Source organism: Novosphingobium sp. (genome assembly GCF_036733805.1).
Classification (GTDB): domain Bacteria; phylum Pseudomonadota; class Alphaproteobacteria; order Sphingomonadales; family Sphingomonadaceae; genus Novosphingobium.
This window is the reverse complement of the sequence record NZ_DAIMZT010000003.1, coordinates 101,107-120,283: the sequence shown is the minus strand read 5'-3', so window position 1 is coordinate 120,283 and position 19,177 is coordinate 101,107. Positions and strand designations below refer to the sequence as shown.

17 protein-coding genes and 1 tRNA gene are annotated in these 19,177 nt (G+C 62.0%); 6 read left to right on the top strand and 12 right to left on the bottom strand.

The window, feature by feature from the left end:
* On the top strand, window positions 1-212 hold a 212-nt coding region (locus tag V7D69_RS01840), incomplete at its 5' end, for a nicotinamide phosphoribosyltransferase domain-containing protein (RefSeq protein WP_333604934.1).
* A 77-nt stretch (window positions 213-289) separates the two neighbouring features.
* On the opposite strand, the gene V7D69_RS01835 is transcribed toward V7D69_RS01840, so the two are convergent.
* The 6 genes from V7D69_RS01835 to V7D69_RS01810 form a co-directional block, all read right to left on the bottom strand.
* Window positions 290-365, bottom strand: a tRNA-Lys gene (locus tag V7D69_RS01835).
* A 99-nt stretch (window positions 366-464) separates the two neighbouring features.
* Window positions 465-1,577: a rod shape-determining protein RodA gene (gene rodA, locus V7D69_RS01830; RefSeq protein WP_324062608.1), complete on the bottom strand. Its 1,113-nt coding sequence runs from the start codon at window positions 1,575-1,577 to the stop codon at window positions 465-467.
* Window positions 1,574-3,688, bottom strand: coding sequence for a penicillin-binding protein 2 (gene mrdA, locus V7D69_RS01825; RefSeq protein WP_324062609.1), 2,115 nt, complete (start codon window positions 3,686-3,688; stop codon window positions 1,574-1,576). The genes rodA and mrdA overlap by 4 nt, the downstream gene beginning before the upstream one ends.
* Window positions 3,685-4,182: a rod shape-determining protein MreD gene (locus tag V7D69_RS01820; RefSeq protein WP_324062611.1), complete on the bottom strand. Its 498-nt coding sequence runs from the start codon at window positions 4,180-4,182 to the stop codon at window positions 3,685-3,687. The genes mrdA and V7D69_RS01820 overlap by 4 nt, the downstream gene beginning before the upstream one ends.
* A gap of 44 nt (window positions 4,183-4,226) precedes the next feature.
* Entirely contained in the window at window positions 4,227-5,114 is an 888-nt protein-coding gene (gene mreC / locus V7D69_RS01815) for a rod shape-determining protein MreC (protein WP_333604933.1), read from the bottom strand.
* Window positions 5,115-5,179: 65 nt separating this feature from the next.
* Entirely contained in the window at window positions 5,180-6,226 is a 1,047-nt protein-coding gene (locus V7D69_RS01810; protein ID WP_324062615.1) for a rod shape-determining protein, read from the bottom strand.
* 185 nt (window positions 6,227-6,411) lie between these two features.
* On the opposite strand from V7D69_RS01810, the gene mutL reads away from it, so the two are divergent.
* Window positions 6,412-8,238: a DNA mismatch repair endonuclease MutL gene (gene mutL, locus V7D69_RS01805; protein WP_333604932.1), complete on the top strand. Its 1,827-nt coding sequence runs from the start codon at window positions 6,412-6,414 to the stop codon at window positions 8,236-8,238.
* Window positions 8,238-8,744, top strand: coding sequence for a hypothetical protein (locus tag V7D69_RS01800; protein WP_324064473.1), 507 nt, complete (start codon window positions 8,238-8,240; stop codon window positions 8,742-8,744). The genes mutL and V7D69_RS01800 overlap by 1 nt, the downstream gene beginning before the upstream one ends.
* A gap of 157 nt (window positions 8,745-8,901) precedes the next feature.
* On the opposite strand, the gene ychF is transcribed toward V7D69_RS01800, so the two are convergent.
* Entirely contained in the window at window positions 8,902-10,002 is a 1,101-nt protein-coding gene (gene ychF, locus V7D69_RS01795; RefSeq protein ID WP_324064474.1) for a redox-regulated ATPase YchF, read from the bottom strand.
* 100 nt (window positions 10,003-10,102) lie between these two features.
* Here ychF and V7D69_RS01790 point away from each other — a divergent pair, with 100 nt between their 5' ends.
* Window positions 10,103-11,629 (top strand): tetratricopeptide repeat protein, encoded by a 1,527-nt coding sequence (locus V7D69_RS01790; protein WP_333604931.1) that lies wholly within the window; start codon window positions 10,103-10,105, stop codon window positions 11,627-11,629.
* A gap of 70 nt (window positions 11,630-11,699) precedes the next feature.
* Here V7D69_RS01790 and V7D69_RS01785 read toward each other — a convergent pair whose 3' ends face one another.
* From V7D69_RS01785 to V7D69_RS01765, 5 genes are all read right to left on the bottom strand, one after another.
* Window positions 11,700-12,410, bottom strand: a complete 711-nt coding sequence (locus tag V7D69_RS01785) for a cistern family PEP-CTERM protein (protein WP_333604930.1) — start codon at window positions 12,408-12,410, stop codon at window positions 11,700-11,702.
* A gap of 154 nt (window positions 12,411-12,564) precedes the next feature.
* Window positions 12,565-13,137 carry an aminoacyl-tRNA hydrolase gene (gene pth / locus V7D69_RS01780; protein WP_333604929.1) on the bottom strand — a complete coding sequence of 191 codons (573 nt, stop codon included), beginning with the start codon at window positions 13,135-13,137 and terminating at the stop codon, window positions 12,565-12,567.
* Window positions 13,138-13,248: 111 nt separating this feature from the next.
* On the bottom strand, window positions 13,249-13,866 hold the full coding sequence (locus V7D69_RS01775) for a 50S ribosomal protein L25/general stress protein Ctc (RefSeq protein ID WP_324063227.1): 618 nt from the start codon (window positions 13,864-13,866) through the stop codon (window positions 13,249-13,251).
* 141 nt (window positions 13,867-14,007) lie between these two features.
* A complete protein-coding gene (locus tag V7D69_RS01770; protein ID WP_333604928.1) occupies window positions 14,008-14,865 on the bottom strand; it encodes a TraB/GumN family protein in 858 nt (285 codons plus the stop codon).
* Window positions 14,866-15,786, bottom strand: a complete 921-nt coding sequence (locus V7D69_RS01765) for a TraB/GumN family protein (RefSeq protein ID WP_324063231.1) — start codon at window positions 15,784-15,786, stop codon at window positions 14,866-14,868. It abuts the gene before it with no gap.
* A gap of 136 nt (window positions 15,787-15,922) precedes the next feature.
* Here V7D69_RS01765 and V7D69_RS01760 point away from each other — a divergent pair, with 136 nt between their 5' ends.
* On the top strand, window positions 15,923-16,828 hold the full coding sequence (locus V7D69_RS01760; protein WP_333604938.1) for a glycine--tRNA ligase subunit alpha: 906 nt from the start codon (window positions 15,923-15,925) through the stop codon (window positions 16,826-16,828).
* Window positions 16,825-19,140 carry a glycine--tRNA ligase subunit beta gene (gene glyS, locus V7D69_RS01755; RefSeq protein ID WP_324064108.1) on the top strand — a complete coding sequence of 772 codons (2,316 nt, stop codon included), beginning with the start codon at window positions 16,825-16,827 and terminating at the stop codon, window positions 19,138-19,140. Before V7D69_RS01760 ends, glyS begins: the two co-directional genes overlap by 4 nt.
* The last annotated feature ends 37 nt before the right edge of the window (window positions 19,141-19,177 follow it).

Sequence of the window (19,177 nt, the reverse complement as noted above, 5' to 3'; positions counted from 1 at the left end):
TGCAGCCCTTCCTGATCGACTATCTGGGCAGGCCGGTGACGGCGGCCGACGTCGATGAGGCCGAGGCGATCTGCACGGCGCATGGCGTGCCCTTCAACCGCGCCGGCTGGGGCGCCATCGTCGCCGATCATGGCGGCTTCCTGCCGATCGAGATCAAGGCCCTGCCCGAAGGTATCGACGCCCAAACGCAATCATCGACCGGTGCTACCTAGAGAGCTACCTAGAGATCATCCGACGAGAACCGGAAATCACGCCTTATCATCTAATGTGTTGATTTTATGGTAGAAAATGGTGGACGCACTAGGGCTCGAACCTAGGACCCGCTGATTAAGAGTCAGCTGCTCTACCAACTGAGCTATGCGTCCACACTGCCTACCGGGAACCTTCGGTTGGTGCCGATTCGGCGGGTGAGGGGCTCCTATACCGGATGTTTTTGTCATTGGAAGGGGAAACTTACCGGAAAGTCAGGATAAGCTGCCGGGCTTTTGATTCCAGCGGTTTACCGCCATGATTGTGCCTAGGCAGAGCATGTTTGTGAGCATCGACGTGCCGCCGTGGCTCATGAAGGGAAGGGGGATTCCCACCACCGGGGCTAGGCCCATGACCATCATCAGATTGATGGCGACGTAGAAAAAGATTGTCGCCACCATCCCGGTGGCCAGTAGGCTGGAGAAACGATCGGGCGCACGGCGGGCTACTTTAAGGCCCCAGGTCAACACCACCGCGAAAACGAACAGCACGAACAGCCCGCCAAGCAGCCCCCACTCCTCCGCCATGGTGGCGAACACGAAGTCGGTGTGAGCTTCTGGCAAGTATTGCAGATGACTTTGCGTGCCATTGCCAAAGCCCTTGCCGAATACCCCGCCAGAGCCGATGGCGATCTTGGATTGAGTAATGTGATAACCGGTGCCGAGCGGATCGCCCTCGGGATTGAGGAAGGTCAGAACGCGGTTGCGCTGGTAATCGTGCAGCAGAGTGAAGAAGGCGATCGGGGCGGCGATCAGGCCCGCTCCTCCCGCGCTCAGGAACCACCAGAGCGGCAGTCCCGCCAGGAACATCATGACCACGCCGCCGAAACAGATCGCCAGCGCCGTGCCGAGATCGGGCTGAAGCGCGACCAATGCAGCTGGGGCGACGATCAGCGCCCCGGCCGGCACCAATCCACGCCAGCTTGCCGTCATGGGTGGCGGGAGCGCATCGTAGAACTTGGCGAGTACCAGCACGATCCCCGGTTTCATCAGCTCCGATGGCTGCAGGCTCATGAAGCCCAGGTTGAGCCAGCGCTGGCTCCCCCCCCCTACCGCGCCGACCAGTTCAACCAGCACCAGCAGGACGAGCGTGGCGCCATAAAGCGGAAAAGCGATCATCCGAAACAGATTGCGGTCCGTGCGGGAGATCAGCACCGCCATGACCAGGAAGATTAGGAAGCGGACAACGTGGCTCAGCGCATAGGGCTGCAGGCTTCCGCCCGCCGCGGAATAAAGGACCGCCGCGCCCAGCGAGACGAGGCCGAACAGCGGCACCAGCATTTGCCAGGGCTGGCGGGCGACCACATCCGGCACCACGGAACGGCTCATTGCGCGCTTCCCCTGGCCTGGGGGGACGGGGCAGCGGCGACGGGTGTGGGCCGATCGGCAGGCGTCGGGCTTGGCGCGGTGTTTGCGGCGGGCTCTGGCGCGGGAGACTGCGCATCGCTGACGATCGGCTGAGGCTGGTTCTGCGTGTCCTCGGCCTCTTTCACTTTTGCTGTCTCTTCCTCCGAGGAGACAGCGGGGGCGTTAACGCCGTACTGCGCGGTATAAGCGCGGTATCGGGCGTCCAGACGTTCCTTCGGCGTGCCGCCCCATTGCTTTTCAAGCTCAAGCAAGGTGTCCGTCGCCTTCTGCCTATCCCATAGATAAGTCATGATGTCCCGCGCAACCGGCATGGCCGCGCCCGAACCGCCCCCATGCTCGATCGTCACCGCGCAGGCATAGCGCGGGTTATCAAATGGGGCGAAGCAGATGAAGTGGCCGTGGTCGCGATGCTTCCAGGGGCCAGACTTGCCGTTACCGATGTTGAGCCCCACGACCTGTGCGGTGCCGCTTTTGCCGGCGAGTTGGACTCCGGGAACCGGCAATCGGGCTCTGGCGCCGGTGCCTCGGCCGTTGACCATTTCGTTCATCGCGGAATGAATCAGGTCGAGATGCTCCTTCGGAACACCGAGCGGTTCCAGTTGCGGCGGGCGGTTCTCATGAAGCATGCGCGGCCTCAGTTTCATCCCGGATGCAATACGCGAAGCCATTACTGCAAGCTGCATAGGATTGAACAGCATGTAACCTTGGCCGATCGTCGCGTTGACAGTATCGTAAACGGCCCATTCCTTGTGGTACTTGCGCAGCTTCCAGGCTGGATCTGGCACGGTTCCATAGGACTGGCCGGCAACCGGCAAAGGGAACTCCTGCCCTAGTCCAAGCCGCCGCGCCATCGCCGCGATCGGGTCCATGCCGATACGCTGGGCGAAGTGGTAGAAATACACATCGCAGCTCTGGTAGATGCCCTTCATCATGTCCACCTGGCCATGGCCATGGTGGTTCCAGCAGTGGAACACGCGGTTGCCGACGCGCAGACCGCCGTTGCATACCACGGATTCATGCGGGTCGAGCCCCGCTTCGAGGAATGATAGCGCCACCATCGGTTTCACCGTCGATCCCGGCGGAAACAATCCGCGCAGCACCTTGTTGCGCAACGGCACGTGATCGTCGTCCGACAGCATTTTCCATTCGAGGCGGCCGATGCCGTCGGAAAATCTGTTGGGGTCGAAGCAGGGCATTGACGTCATGGCGAGCAGGTCGCCGCTGTGGCAATCGATGACCACCACCGCGCCTGATTCCGGGCCGATGCGGCGCGATGCGTAATCCTGCAAACCAGCGTCGATAGTCAGTTTCAGGGTCTTGCCCTGCACATCATCGCGCGTGTCGAGATCGCGCACGATCCTGCCCGAGGCCGTCACTTCCACGCGCCGAGCACCGGGCGTCCCCCGCAAGTCCTGCTCGAACATCTTTTCCAGTGCGTCCTTGCCCACTTTGTAACCGGGCGTGATGAGCAAGGGGTCGCGGCTCTTCTCGTATTCCTCGGCCGACGCAGTGCCGACGTAGCCGATCAGATGGCCCACGGAAGGCCCGGTGGGATAGAAGCGGGAAAATCCGCGCTGCGTGACAACGCCGGGCAAGTCAGGCAGGCGCACGCTGACGGCAGCGAAGCGTTCCCAATCCAGACCGGAGGCGACTTCTACCGCCGCAAACCCGCGCGCCTTGTCGATCTTGTCTTGAAGGTCCTGCAGTGCGACCGGAGAGAGCGAGAGAAGCTGACCAAGCCGGGCAACGGTGCGCGCACCGTCCGTCATCCGTTCCGGGATCACGTCCACGCGAAAGTCCGCCCTGTTGGAGGCAAGGGGGGTGCCGTGTCGATCCAGTATCCAACCCCGGCGCGGCGGGATCAGCGAAAGGTTGACGCGGTTGCTTTCCGCTTCCAGCTTGTATTTCTCATTCTCGAAGACCGCCAGATAGCACATGCGCGCGGCCAGCAACGTGCCAACCCCCCCTTGCACCGCGCCGATTACTACGCTGCGACGGTCGAAGCTGTTGCGTAGGGTGCCTGAGGTGGTGTGGGGTTGTCGCGGTAGCAGGCGGCGGAAATTGATCTTCATCGCAGGACCATGATGGGCTTCAGGCGGAACCGGTCCACCATCGCGACAAAGCGGCCGACCAGCGGATAAGCGAGTGTGGAAATCACGATCTGCGGCATGATGATTCGCAATGGCGCGCTCGCGCCGTCAAGATTGGTCAAGGCCAGGCACAAAACGATATAGATGGTGATGAGGGCGATCGCCACCAGCCATTCAGTCAGAAAGTTGCGCCAGGGTACGCGCGCCTCGATCACTTCCAGCACTATGGCGGAGAGCGACCATAGGAGCACGGCGGCGCCGAAGGGCTGGCCAGAAAACAGATCGTCAAACAGGCCGAGTGGCAGCCCGGCCCATATCGGCAGCAAACCCGGCCTCAATTGGCACCAGCCGATGAAAATAAGGAAGCCTAGAGGTGGCAGCACCGGCGCGGACGCGATCATCAACCACCCGGGAACCAACGAGCCCAGCAGGATCGTAAGCCACGGCAAAGTAAACGCGAGCAGCGGTGACGGCACGCGATTTATTCTTTGTCCGGCTGCGGGAGGGCGGCGGGGCACCTCTATTCGCTCGCAGCTTGAGACGGAACGGCCGGTGGCGGAGGCGCTTCCGGCCCCCAGGCCCTCTCAATCATGACGAAATCGGTGTCAGAGGGATTGCTGAGGACCCGCGCGACGGCGCCATCGCGCAACAGAGTGGTCACGACCGCCATGGGTGTCCCCGGCCGGTAAAGTCCGCCGGAGCCTGATGCGACCAGCACGTCTCCTTGCTTCAACGGGTTGATGCCCAGGTTGATGAGCCGCACGCGAATTGTCCCGTCGCCCTGACCTTGAGCGAATGCGGGAACACCATCACTGGCACGGCGGACCGGCACCAGGCTTTCGGTATCCGTAATAAGCAGCACTTCCGCGCTGGTAGCACCTACCTCAAGGATGCGGCCGACCAGGCCGGTGGCCGATCGCACCGGCATTCCTTTAGCCACCCGTTTGTCGCTACCGGCATCAATCAGGGCAAAGCGGCGCGCGCTGGCGCTTGTCGAACCGGTAAGTCGGGCGAAAGCTACGGCGTCCCCATCGACGTGCTTCAGATCAAGGAGTTGTTTGAGCCGCCGGTTCTCGGCCGCGGTCGCCTGTGCTTGGATCAGGCGCACTTTGGCTTCCGCCAGTTCGCGTTGAAGGCGCGCGTGCTCGCCGCCGGAGACGAAGAAGCCGCCAATGCTTGCCAGGATATGCTTGCCATAGGCGCGCCCACTGGCAGTAGCTTGTCCTGCGGGTTCCGTAGCATCAGCTGCGATGCGGCGGACGCCCGAAAAAGCGCCCGGACTGGCGATAGAACCAAGGATCAGGCCCAGGCCCACAAGAGCGCCCGCCACGCCGGCGGTGTAGCTGAGGAACGTTGTATATTGCGCCCTACGGGAAAATCCGGAGCGCCTATTTGCAGGCGGTGCCATGCGCCATGCACTCCTGTAATCCTGCGTCGGCCCGTGAGACTAGGCCCGACGCCTCGGGGGACGTATCAGGCGGACATCAGGACGCCCCGATAAACCGGATCCTCCATCGCACGCCCAGTACCGAGTGCGACGCAGGAGAGCGGATCTTCGGCCACGCTGACAGGCAGCCCTGTTTCCTCCCGCAGATATTCGTCCAAACCCTGAATTAGCGCGCCGCCGCCGGTCAGGACAATGCCCTGGTCGACAATGTCGGCAGCTAATTCCGGCGCGGTGTTTTCCAGGGCGATTCGCACGCCCTCGATGATTGCGCCGATCGGTTCGGCAAGGGCTTCGGCGACGTTCGCCTGAGTGATGGTGATTTCCTTGGGCACGCCGTTCACCAGGTCGCGACCCTTGATATGGATCGTTTCTCCCACGCCGTCGGCGGGGATCGTGGCGATGCCATAGTCCTTCTTGATGCGTTCGGCGGTCGCATCGCCGATCAGCAGGTTGTGATGGCGGCGAACGTAGGAGACGATCGACTCGTCCATCTTGTCGCCGCCCACGCGGACGGAGGTCGTGTAGGCAAGGCCGCGAAGTGACAGCACCGCAACTTCCGTGGTGCCGCCGCCAATGTCCACAACCATGGAGCCGACCGGCTCGGTCACCGGCATATCCGCGCCGATTGCGGCCGCCATCGGTTCAAGGATCAGATAGACCTGGCTGGCCCCGGCATTGCTGGCCGCGTCGCGAATAGCGCGGCGCTCTACCGAGGTGGAGCCCGAAGGCACGCAGATCACGATTTCCGGATAGCGGAACAGGTTTTTCTTGCCGTGCACCTTGCGGATGAAATGCTTAATCATTTCCTCCGCGATCTCGATATCGGCAATGACGCCGTCGCGCAAAGGACGGATGGCTTCGATGTTGTCGGGCGTCTTGCCCATCATCATCTTCGCATCATCGCCGACGGCCTTCACCTTCTTCACGCCGTTAAGTGTTTCGATGGCGACCACCGAAGGCTCGTTCAGCACGATTCCGCGGTCCTGAACATAAACGAGCGTGTTCGCGGTGCCCAGGTCGATCGCCATGTTCTGGGAGCCGAGTTTGAAGAATCGCGAGAAGGGGCCAGCCATCTAAAATCCGTTGTTTTCCCAGCCGCTTGCCGAAAGGACTTCGGCCCGTGCGACAGGCGTGTTGGCATCGAAGGGGACCCCTTAGCCGATCGATTCGGGAAACGCCAAAATTTTGTGTAGATTTTCGGGGGTATCTGCGCGGTGCCCGTCTCGAATTGGCGGCGTTTCGCCGCTAGGTTTGCAACATGCCGACAATTCGCCGTCTTCCCGAGCATCTGGTCAACCGCATCGCCGCCGGCGAGGTCGTCGAACGTCCGGCCTCCGCGCTCAAGGAACTGGTCGAGAATGCGATCGACGCGGGTTCGACTCAGATCACCGTGCGCATCGCTTCCGGGGGCCTGGACATGATCGAGGTGACGGATGACGGTTGCGGCATGGGGCCGAATGAAATCGCTCTCGCTCTGGAGCGTCATGCGACATCGAAACTGCCGGATGAGCACATCGAACAGGTTGTCACCCTTGGCTTTCGGGGTGAAGCGCTCCCCTCGATCGCGTCAGTGGCGAGGCTGACGATTGAAAGCCGCCCTTTGGACGCCGAGGCTGGATGGAAACGGGCGGTGGACCACGGCGAATTGGTGGCAGATGGTCCGGCGGCGTTCCCTCCCGGCACGCGTATTCGTGTCGAGCAATTGTTCGGCAAGGTGCCGGCCCGGCGCAAGTTCCTGCGTAGCGCGCGATCGGAATATGCCGCCTGTCTCGATGCGGTGCGCCGGCTTGCCATGGCGCGGCCGGACCTGGGTTTCGTGCTGGAGCATGATGGGCGACGGGTTCTGGCCGTTCAACCGCGGGAGGAACTGGCGGCGCGGGTCGCCCGCCTGGTGGCAAGAGAACTCGCGGAAGACGGCGTGCTGATCGAGGCCGAACGGGGGGGGGGCCGTCTCACAGGTGTCGCCGGCCTACCCACCTTCAATCGCGGCGTGGCCGATCACCAATATCTCTTCGTCAATGGCCGGCCGGTGAAAGACCGCCTGCTGGCCGGCGCGGTGCGCGGCGCTTATGCAGACATGCTGGCGCGGGACCGCCACGCCGTACTCGCGCTGTTCCTTGAGATTCCGCCTGAGGAAGTCGACGTAAACGTGCATCCGGCCAAGACCGAGGTTCGGTTCCGCGATCCCGCTTTCGTGCGCGGTTTTCTCGTCGGCGCTTTACGTCATGCGCTGGATAGCGCGGGCGGGAAAAGCGCGCAGCCCCCTGCGCGCGATGCGATGGCGATGTGGCAGGTCGAGCCGGTCTCTCCCTCCGTTTCGGAACCAGCGCCGCCGTCGCTAGGGTCGCTGTTCGCGCGCAACTATGCGGCGCCTCGCGCCCGATTGGAAAGCGGCGGCGTTCTGGAACAAGGCTCCTCCTGGCGCGCCTTTGAAGCGGAAGTCATGGCCGAACCCGCGGCCAAGGCGGAACCGGCGTCGCAACATGCCGAGGAAGCGCTGTGCTACCCGCTGGGAGTTGCCCGAGGGCAGGTGGCAGGCACTTATATCGTGGCGGAGGCCGAGGACGGCCTTGTGATCGTCGATCAGCACGCCGCGCATGAACGCCTCGTGCTTGAACGGCTCAAGGCGGCGGGAGCGGGAGATGCAATGGCGCGGTCGCAGGCCCTGTTGTTGCCCGAGGTGGTGGAGCTTGAAGAGACCGCCTGCGACGCGCTGGAAGACAAGGTCGCGGACCTTGCTCGCATCGGCCTGGCGCTGGAGCGGTTCGGTCCGGCCGCCATACTTGTGCGCGCGATCCCCGCCGCGCTCGGCAAGAGCGATGTTCAGGCCCTGGTGCGCGACATTGCCGACGATCTGGCGAAGAATGGTGATGCGTTGTTGCTCGGCGAAAAGCTGGACCTGGTGCTGGCGACGATGGCCTGCCATGGCTCGGTTCGCGCGGGACGGTCGCTTTCCGTAGCCGAAATGAACGCCCTGCTGCGCGAGATGGAGCGAACACCGCGTTCCGGACAATGCAACCATGGCCGGCCGACGTGGGTTAAACTTGCGCATAAGGACATAGAGAAGCTGTTTGGGCGCAAGTGATGGACAAAAAAGTCATCGCGCTCGCCGCTCTCGGGCTGTTCGGGAGCGTGCTGCCGACAGGTTGTGCGGAAAAGGACGCGGCGCGGCAGGCGGCGCAAGATGCGCGCGATATCACCATGGTTGAGCGAATGAGCCGCGAGCCGTTCGAACCGATCGTTCCTACGGCGATAAGTTCCGTCGACATCACCCGCTACGGTCTCGACCGGCCAGGATGTGTGTTTCGCAAGACGGGCGGAAATGATCCGCTGTTTATTGCCGCTGGCGATGAGGGTTTCATGCGCATAGGGGGCGATCTCAGGCGCTACGCCGCCAAGTTGGAAAGCGCCCAACTGCCAGGCAATGCTCGCGCGACTTACGTGGGGCTCTCGAACTGGATCGATCTGATGCGCCGGCCGGATGCCGGAACCGGGGCGGATGAAGACCACTGGCCCGCCAGGCTGATCGTTCACGACGCGCGGGAGCGCGTCGCTTTCATGGCTGACGGCGCAGTCACCTGTACGCGATAAGTATGGCGGCGCGTGCCATGCCCAGCCTTGCCTGGCCCAGCAGCATGCACAAGGCCATGCCGATCCTGACAGATTCTCGGTAAGGGAGACGAATCCAGGTGGGACATATGGTGGTGAAATCGCCCGAAAAGTGACGGGCTGCGTCAGGATAAAAGCCCTAAACGTTGAATTTGAAATGCATGACGTCGCCGTCCTGAACAATATATTCCTTGCCTTCCTGGCGAAGTTTGCCGGCTTCCCGCGCTTTGCCCTCGCCGCCGAGCGAGACGAAATCGCCATAGGCAATCGTCTCGGCCCGGATGAAGCCGCGTTGCATGTCCGAGTGAATCTCGCCTGCCGCTTCCGGGGCCTTGGCGCCTTTATGCACGGTCCAAGCGCGTGCCTCTTTGGGGCCGACAGTGAAGAAGGTGAGAAGTTCGAGCAATTCGTAGCCCGCACGGATGATCCGGGCCAGGCCGGTTTCGTGCAGACCCATCTCCTCGAGAAACACCATCCGCTCCTCCGGATCCATGCCGACCAGCTCGGCTTCGATCGCGGCTGAGACAATGACGGCGGTGGCGTTCTCCGCGGCGGCCTTTTCGAAAACGCGTCGCGAGAAGGCATTGCCTTCAGCGGCAGCCTCTTCCTCGACGTTGCAGACGTATAGCACTGGCTTCGCAGTCAGGAGCTGTGCCTGGTTAAGCACGCGCGCCTCTTCCTCGTCCCTGGGCTCAGTCAGACGCGCGGGCTTGCCTTCGCGGAGAAGTTCCAACGCCTGCCCAAGCACCGACGCTGCGATTTTCGCCTCCTTGTCACCCCCGGTCGCACGCTTCTGCGCGGCGGGCACACGCTTTTCAAGACTCTCTAGATCGGCGAGCAGCAGTTCCGTTTCCACTGTTTCGGCATCGGCAAGGGGATCCACGCGGTCGTCCACGTGCTGAATGTCATCATTCTCAAAGCAGCGCAGCACGTGGATAATCGCGTCAACCTCGCGGATATTGCCCAGGAACTGGTTTCCCAGGCCCTCGCCCTTCGATGCGCCGCGAACGAGGCCGGCGATGTCGACGAAGGAAAGCTGGGTCGGGATGATTTTCGCGGAGCCGGCGATTTCGGCCAGCTTATCAAGCCGCGGGTCCGGCACCCCCACCTGGCCGACATTGGGCTCAATCGTGCAGAAAGGATAGTTCGCCGCCTGAGCCGCCTGCGTCTCGGTCAATGCATTGAACAAGGTCGACTTGCCGACATTGGGCAGACCCACGATCCCGCAACGGAAACCCATCTGTAACTCCGAAAATGCAAATTTCGCCGCCCATAGCGGGCAGGATCGAGCTTGGCCAGTTTCACCTAATCTTCACCTCGCGGCGATAGAACTGCGGGCCATGAAGCATGCCATTCGTTCCAGCCTTCCTGTGGCTGTCGCCCTGTTGCTGGCCGGTTGTGGTGTCAATTCCGAGAAACGTTTGGCGCAGGCCGAAAGGGCCTATTCTGCGCACGACTATTTCACTGCGCGGGTCGATCTGAGCAGGGTGGTCCAGGAACAGCCGACCAACGCGCGGGCGCTGGAACTGCTGGCCCGCACTTACGTGGCGCTGTCCGATCCTGACTCCGCCGGCGGAGTGCTCGAGCGTCTTGCCAAGCTCCGTAAGTTGCCGGGGGATATCGCCGTTCTTCGTGGCGAAGTCTATCTGATGAAAAAGCGCTATGACGATGCATTGGCGGCCGTGGCGAATGATGGCACCGCTGAAGGATGTCGGGTGGCAGCGCTCGCTCATATCGGCAAGGGTGAAGCGGACAAGGCAATTCAAACCTTCGCTGCGGGTGAGCGCGCCTCCGGTCCGAAGGGTCGCCTCATGGCCGACTATGCGAACTTTCAGCTCGATCGCGGCAATATGGCTGAGGCGCAGCGGCTTGCTGACCTGGCCGCGAAGGAAAGGCCGCGGCCGCTCAACTCCTATTTGACCAGCGGCGATCTGCTGATGTCCCGGAACGAGTTGGGCAAAGCGCTCGTGGTGTTCGAGTCAGGGCTCAAGGACTATCCGGACAGTCGGGCCGCTTTGCTTGGCACGGTCGGGGTTCTCTCGGCCCTTGGCCGCACGGATGATGTGCGTCTGCTGGTTGCACAGAATCTGGCCGCCAATCCCGATGATCCTGATCTTATCTACCTTGACGCTCGTCTCGATGCTCTTGACGGAAAGTGGCAGAAAGTGCGCGAGAAGCTGCAAGTGCGGGAGGCTTCGCTTGAGCGCTGGCCGCAGGCCAGCGCGCTTTACGCCAAGGCATTGCTGGAACTTGGGCAAGGTGAGCAGGCCCGCGCACGTTTGTCATCCCAGCTTCTTCGTGAACCAGCCAACCGAGAGGTGCGCGCGTTGCTGGGCGAAACAAAGCTCCAGCTCGGCGACGCTTCAGGAGCGGTGGATACGCTGCAGCCGTTTGCGCAATCGCCTAACGTCACCGGCGCGGAACTGGGCCTTTTGGCCAGAGCCTACAAACAGTCGGGTAATCCCGGCGCTCAAGCCATGGAGCAAAGGGCCCGTGAAGCGATGGGAAGAACTATCGTCTCGCGACTGGCTTCCGCTGACAAGGCGATGCGCGGTGGGGACTGGCAGACGGCTATCAGCGCATACCAAACTATCTTGAGGCAGACGGACGGCAAGAATGTGCTGGTGCTGAACAACCTTGCCTTCGCTTACGGCCAGACTGGAAATTCCGCAAAAGCGCTTGAATTTGCCGAACGTGCGCTCCGGCTCGCGCCGGATAACCCTTCGGTTATGGACACTGCCGGGTGGTTGCTTCACCAATCGGGCAAGGACCGCGGGCGGGCCAGGGCGCTTATTCGTGAGGCAGCGCGCAAAGCGCCGGAGAATGCGACGATCGCCGGTCATCTCGCCGAGATCGAGAAAGGCTGACGCAAAAGCCCCCTTCCGCACATGACGGAAGGGGGCTTTCAATGGGCTGCCTTAGGGAGCTAAGGCGAAATCAGGCTGCGGCCGTGAGCGAACCGGTTTGGCGGCGGCGCGTGCGGACCATTCCAAGACCGGCTAGGCCGAGGCCGAGTATTCCGATCATGCCGGGTTCGGGAACTTGCGTTCCGCCTGAGGAACTCGAGCTGGTGATCGTGCCCGTGCCGCTTGCCGAGGAGACGGGGCCGGCGCCGGTTATCGATTGATAGCGGTCGAAGAAGTCCGACAAGGTAATCGACGATGGTGCAGAAGCGAACGAGAGAGTCATCGTTCCCATGCCAGTGTCTCCCGTCAGCACGCCGCCGGAATTTCCGGCGCAGGAACCGCTGAAGCCACCCTTGAAGCACACGTCAACGGTGCCGATGCCGTTCGGATAATTGCTGTTAAGCGTCGTGTAGGAGAACGCGCCGGTGCTGGTGGCGCCCGTGATCGTAGGATCGACGTTGAAGGCGAAGCTCGAAACGCGCGAGTCCAGACCGCCGCTGGTGGTGTTGGTTAAACTATAATCGAATACATATCCGGTGGAGGTCACCGACGAGAGGGTAAACGTCGCTTGGGAGGTCAGGCCATTGATCGTGGTTCCGTTGGCGAAGCCGTCATAATTCACGGTGAACGATTGCCCGATGTCGCTGGCGTCGAGTGTAATGGCATCGGCCCAGGCCGGAGCCGCCAACGACAGGCCGGCCGCGACGGCCAGTCCCGCGAGCGTGTTCTTCAATTTCGACATGACGTACCCCCGGTTGGCATTCGACTCGAATTGGTTGACACGTCTTTACGCAAGCTGTGTGCCAATAAGGGAGATACGGGTGCTTCCATGGTTAACGCATAGGACGAGGAAGCGAACTTGTAAGCTAACCCGACATAAATCGAGAAAAGAGGCCCTAACTTTCGCTGAGACGCAGTGCCACGTCATTCATGAAGCGCGTATCATCGTCCTCCGCCAGATGACCGGCCTCCGCGGCAATGGCGCCCAACATCTCCGCCAGCGGTTCCATTTCGGCCTTGACGAAATTACCGAGAACGTGGCCGGTAACGCGATCCTTGTGCCCAGGGTGACCGATGCCTAGCCGCACGCGGCGGAAATCGGCGTCTAAATGCTGGTCAATCGAGCGTAGCCCATTGTGTCCGGCGTGGCCGCCGCCTCGCTTCACCTTGACCTTGAATGGAGGCAGATCCAGCTCGTCGTGAAAAACGGTCAGAGCGGATAAGTCGAGCTTGTAGAAGCGCATCGCTTCACTGACTGAACGCCCGCTTTCGTTCATGAACGTGGCGGGCTTGAGCAGCAGGATATTTTCGCCGCTGATGCGGCCTTCCTGCATCCAGCCCTGGAACTTCTTCTGGACTGGGCCGAAATTGTGGACATCGGCGATGGTGTCCACGGCCATGAAGCCGATATTGTGCCGGTGCATCGCATATTGCGGTCCGGGATTACCAAGGCCGACCCATAGCTGCATCAAACTCCCCTCCCGCCTACGGGAGGGGCTGGGGGAGGGCATTTCACGCGCGCCACTCCCCGAACAAGCCCTCCCCTGACCCCTCCCGTAAGCGGGAGAGGGAATGGGGATTTATTCGCCTTCGCCTTCGGTCTTGGTCGTGTCGCCTTCCTCACTCTTGAGCGCGGACGGCGCAACGATGGTCGCGATCGTGAAGTCACGGTCCGTGATCGCGCTGGCCGAGCCGGTCGGCAGCTTCACATGGCTGATGTGAATCGCCTCGCCCACATCGAAACCGGTGACGTCGATCGTGATGTCATCGGGGATCTTGTCTGCAGCGCAGACCAACTCCAGCTCATGGCGAACGATGTTCAGCACACCGCCGCGCTTGAGGCCGGGCGACAGCTCCTCATTAATGAACACCACCGGCACGTTCACATGCACGGCCGCGTCTTTGGCCAGACGCAGGAAATCAGCGTGAAGCGGACGATCGGTCACGGGGTGGAAGGCAACGTCCTTCGGCAGCGTCCGCAGCTTCTTGCCATTCACTTCGACCTCGACGATCGAATTGAAGAAGTGGCCGGTCATGAGCTGACGGGTCAGCTCCTTTTCCTCCACGTGAATGGCGAGAGGTTCTTCGTTGCCGCCATAGACAACGGCGGGGACGCGGCCATCACGACGCAGAGCACGGGAGGCTCCCTTGCCAGCCCGTTCACGCGTCTCTGCCGGCAGGTTAAGCGTATCGCTCATGAGACTTGCCTTTCGAAAACTGGATTGAATATCGGCGACAGATCGCTCACCGACCCGCACCGCCCGCCACGCCTCCAGGGATGACCATGACGGGAAGGGCGCGCCCTTACGCGCAAAGGCGCGGGAAAGCAAGTATGCGCGCTACTCGACGCGCGTAATCCTGAAACCTTGCCGTTCCAACATTGCCGGCAGCCCCTGAGGGCCAGCCATATGCGCGGCGCCGACGGCAACGAAGGGCCTGCGCCCCGCTTTCACCGCTTCACCGATCCGCACAGCCCAGTCGCGATTGCGCCGGGCGAACAGCACCTCGCGCAATTCGGGGTCCGCGAGCATGCCGGAACGTGTTTCCCTTTCGAGCGTCGTCATGTCGCCTTTGCGCCAGCTCGCGGAGAGATCGCGATCGGGCTGCACCGCCTCCGTGACCACGGCGGTCAGCAGGTCTCGCTGTTCGTCCTCGGGGAGGTTGTCGAACAGACCGAGTTGCTTGGCTGCACCCTCCAGTTCCACCACCGGCCGGCCGGCCGCCGCGGCGATCACAGCGCGGTCGACGCCGTTGCGGGCATCGCCGCTGCCCTCTTCCGCACGCGCGAGCATAAGCGCCGCCGCCCAGGTGTCCATCGCGGCAAAGTCCCCGTCACGATAGCCGCTTTTCTTGAGCAATGCCGCTAGTTCCGTCCGCTCCCGTGGTGCGATGCGCTGTGAGAGCGGCGGCTGGCCCTGGCTTTTCGCCAGGCGCGCGAACGTCGCCGCCACCCCGGCTTCATCAGCGAGATTGCCGACCTCCACCATGACAATGCCCGAATGATCCAAAGCCTCGCGCACCCCGGGCGTTCGCCACTGGAGAGGGCGAGGCGCACTGTGTATCGTGCCAAACAGCCAGCCCACTTGCCCTTGCTCACGCTCCACCCGCCAGAGAGCCGGGTGCGCTTCCTGCGGCTTGGGCGAACAGGCCAGCAGCGCCAGCGCCACGAAAAGGGCAGCCCAGCGGGGAATCGACACTTACTGCACGCGCACGGGCGTGATGCCGATGTGTTCGAGTTGATCCTGCACGCTGCCTTGGCCTGCCAGATGCCCGGCGCCAACGGCGACGAAAACCGTGCCGGGCTTTTCCAGACGTGCTTTCAACCACTTCGCCCAGGCTTGGTTGCGATTGATAAGCAGGACCTCCCGAAGCTTGGGATCGTCTTCTTCCTCATTCAGCAGCCGGGCAAGTTCTTCGGCTTTGCCCGCTCGCCAGGCGGCGACCATGGAGTCGATATCCGGCTTGACGGTGGGAAGGGCTTTCACGACCTCGTCCAGATATCGGCGCTGCGTTTCCTCCGGGAGGGTATCGAAAAGCGAGATCTGGTATTCCGGCGTTTCCAACGCTTCATTTTCCATGTGCCGTAATTTGGCCTTCTGGCCGACCTGAGCGTCGACGCCGCTTTCGAGGTTGTAGCCTGCCTCTTTAAGCGGGATCAGAGTGAGCATGAGCGCTGCGAACCAGGCATCGTTCTTGTCGAACGCCTGTGGAGGCAGTCCGATTGAGGTCATCGCGGCGTCATACGCGGAGCGCTCTTTGTTGGACAGGGTATCGCGCAGGATCTTGCCATCCTCACGCAAGCTTTTCTGCAGGATCATGCCTTGCGAATCCTGCGTCGTCCGATCCGTCGGAATTTCGGTGACCAGTTCGCTCGACGCGTCAAACGCCTTGGCGACCGGTCCCGAGTACCAATCGACGTTCTCTGGCAGGATGTGAATGGTGCCGAAGAGCCAGATCGTGGTGTCCCCATCCGCGATTTTCCACAACGCCGGGCGGGCGGTGGGCGCCGCGAGGACCGGCGCGGCCGCTGGTGCCGCGTTCCGCGCCAAGGCGGGAATGGACGAAAACAGCGCCAGGGCGCAGGCGGTTGCACGAATGCAGGTCTTGATCGGGATCATGGGCATAGATTGCCGGAGAAACGGCAAACACGGCCTTAATGCAAGCGCTGCCGCGCCATGACCTGTTGATTTGGCGGGCTCGATCCGCCAAAGGCCGCGCAGCCACGCACGGCGCCCTGATCTTGACGGAATTATGATGTCCACCGCGGCCAAAGAGACGCTCAGTTTCCAGGATATGATCCTGACGCTCCACAAGTTCTGGAGCGCGCAAAGATGCCTGATCCTTCAGCCTTATGACATGCGCATGGGCGCGGGCACCTTTCACCCGGCGACGACGCTGCGTGCATTGGGGCCGGAGCCGTGGAAGGCCGCTTATGTCCAGCCCTCTCGCCGCCCCACGGACGGGCGCTATGGCGAGAATCCGAACCGGCTGCAGCATTACTATCAGTATCAAGTGATTCTGAAGCCGAACCCCGAGAACTTGCAGGAGCTTTATCTCGCGAGTCTCGCGGAGATCGGCGTCGATCCGTTGGCGCATGACATCCGTTTCGTCGAGGACGATTGGGAAAGCCCGACGCTGGGCGCCTGGGGCCTGGGCTGGGAAGTCTGGTGTGATGGCATGGAAGTGACGCAGTTCACGTACTTCCAACAGGTTGGCGGGTTTGACTGCAAGCCGGTTGCGGGCGAACTGACTTACGGCCTCGAACGCCTGGCGATGTATATCCAGGGCGTGGACTGGGTCTACGACCTGCGCTTCAATAACGAAGGCGTGACTTATGGCGACGTTTTCCTCGCCAACGAGCAACAGCAGTCGAAATACAATTTCGAGATTGCCGACACCGATGCCCTGTTCGCTGGCTTCAAGGCAGCAGAGGCGGAGTGCAAGCGCTGCATCGACGCGCAAATCCCGCTCGCGGCCTACGATCAGGCGATCGAAGCGAGCCACTTGTTCAACCTGCTGCAGGCGCGCGGCGTGATCTCGGTGCAGGAGCGAGCCAGCTATATCGGCCGCGTACGCGATCTGGCCAAGGGATCGTGCGAGGCATGGATCGACAAGAACAAGGCCGGGTGGGAAGCGAAGTTTCCGGGGTGGACGGTATGACCGATTTTCTTCTCGAGCTCCGTTCCGAGGAAATCCCCGCTCGCATGCAGGCCGGTGCGCGGGCGGACCTGGAAAGACTGTTCCGCAAGGAAATGGAAGCCGCTGGCGTTACGCTGAGCCAGGTCGCGGTATGGTCCACCCCGCGTCGTTTGGCGTTGATTGCGCGCGACTTGCCGCAAACCACCGAAGCGGTGCACGAGGAAACGAAGGGTCCCGCCCTCGGCGCGCCGGAGCAGGCGCTTGAGGGCTTCCTGCGCAAGACCGGGCTGACCAAGGACCAGCTCGAAGTGCGTGACCTCAAGGGCAAGGAGACGTACTTCGCCGTGGTCGAGAAGCCGGGCCGGGCGGTCAAGGACGTGCTGGCAGAGGCGATACCCGCGCTGGTGCGGGTTTTCCCGTGGCCCAAATCGCAGCGCTGGGGCCCCCGCTCGATCAGCACTGAAGCGCTGCGCTGGGTGCGCCCGCTTTCAGGCATCGTCGCCATCTTCGGCGATGATCTGGTCGAGTGTGAGATTGACGGCATCCGCTCAGGCTACGCCACCAAGGGTCACCGTTTTCACCACCCGCACGATATCACCATCGGCAATGCGCATGACTATGTTGACAAGCTTCGCGCGTGCCATGTCATCGTCGATCATGAGGAGCGGCAGGACCTGATCCGCGCCAAGGCCAGCGAAGCCGCTACGGTCGCCGGACTGACTCTGGTAGAGGACGAGGGGCTGGTGATCGAGAATGCCGGTCTCACCGAATGGCCGGTGCCGCTGCTGGGTCGCTTTGACGAGGCGTTCCTGCAAGTGCCGCCTGAAGTGATTCAGCTCACCGCGCGGGTGAACCAGAAATATTTCGTGTGTGAGCGGGACGGAAAGCTCGCCAATGCCTTCGTCTGCACGGCCAATATCGACGCCAGCGACGGCGGCGAGGCGATCGTTGCGGGCAATCGCAAGGTGCTCGCCGCCCGCCTGTCCGACGCGCGCTTTTTCTGGGAGCAGGACCGCAAGACTCCGCTGTCGGTTCATGCGGAGAAGCTGAGCCGTATCACCTTCCACGAGAAGCTGGGCACTGTCGCCGACAAGGTGGAGCGCGTGGCTAAGCTGGCGCGGTGGCTGGTGGAAGAAGGGATCGTCAATCCTGCATCCGTTCGCGCCGAGCGAACGCGAGACATGTCGCGCGATAGCCTCTCGACTTCGCTCGAGGCGAACGGAGAAGTTGTAAAATTGGCCGAGCAGGCCGAACTCGCCGCACAGTTGTGTAAGGCCGATCTCGTTACCGAGATGGTCGGAGAGTTCCCTGAGTTGCAGGGCCTGATGGGCGGCTACTACGCCCGTGCTGAGGACCTGCCTGACGCCGTGGCCGACGCTATTCGCGATCATTACAAGCCCGTGGGGCAAGGGGACGAGGTGCCGACCGCGCCGGTAACAGTGGCGGTGTCGCTAGCGGATAAGTTGGATACCATCGCCGGCTTCTTCATGAAGGGTATGAAGCCGACAGGTTCCAAAGATCCGTTTGCGCTGCGCCGCGCTGCCCTCGGGGTTTTGGCTTTGATCTTGAGCAACCATTTGCGCGGCCGTATAGCCCAATGGCTTGGGGAGGCGCGCCAAGCGGCCAAAGCTCAGGGGTTTGAAGACGAGCGGCCCGAGCCCGCACCAGCGGATTCTCTGAGAGCCGAACTTGAACAGCAATATGCTCGCGTGTTCATGAGCGACATTAGGGATTTCATATCCGATCGCCTCAAAGTCCAGCAACGCGAAGCCGGTGTCCGTCACGACCTGATCGATGCGGTTTTCGCGCTCGGCGGGGAGGACGATCTGGTCCGTCTGCTGGCCCGCGTCCATGCGTTGCAGGCTTTCGTCGAAACGAAGGACGGCGCCAACCTCCTTGCGGGCTACAAGCGCGCGGCCAACATTCTCAAAAAGGAGGACTGGCGCGGCATTGAGGGCGAGATCGCCCGTACAGGTGAGGAAGACCCGTTGGCGCTCGTCGATGATCCCGATCTTGCGCCGGTGATCGCCGCCAAGATGGCGGATCGCCACCGGGCGGAGAAAGAGCTGTCCTACACGCCCGAATTTGCGGAGAAGGCGCTTATCGATGCGCTTGATTCGGCAGAACCCGCCGCTACCGCCGCTGTAGAGACAGAGGATTTCGCAGGTGCAATGTCCGCACTTGCCTCGCTACGAGCACCGATCGACGCGTTTTTCGAACAAGTTACTGTAAACGACGCTGATTTCATTAAGAGAAATTCCCGTTTGGCGCTGCTTGATCGTTTTCGCGCTGCAGTGCACAACGTCGCCGATTTTTCGCGGATCGAGGGATGAGGGTCTTTCTCCCCTGAACCGTGTCAACTGTGTCAAC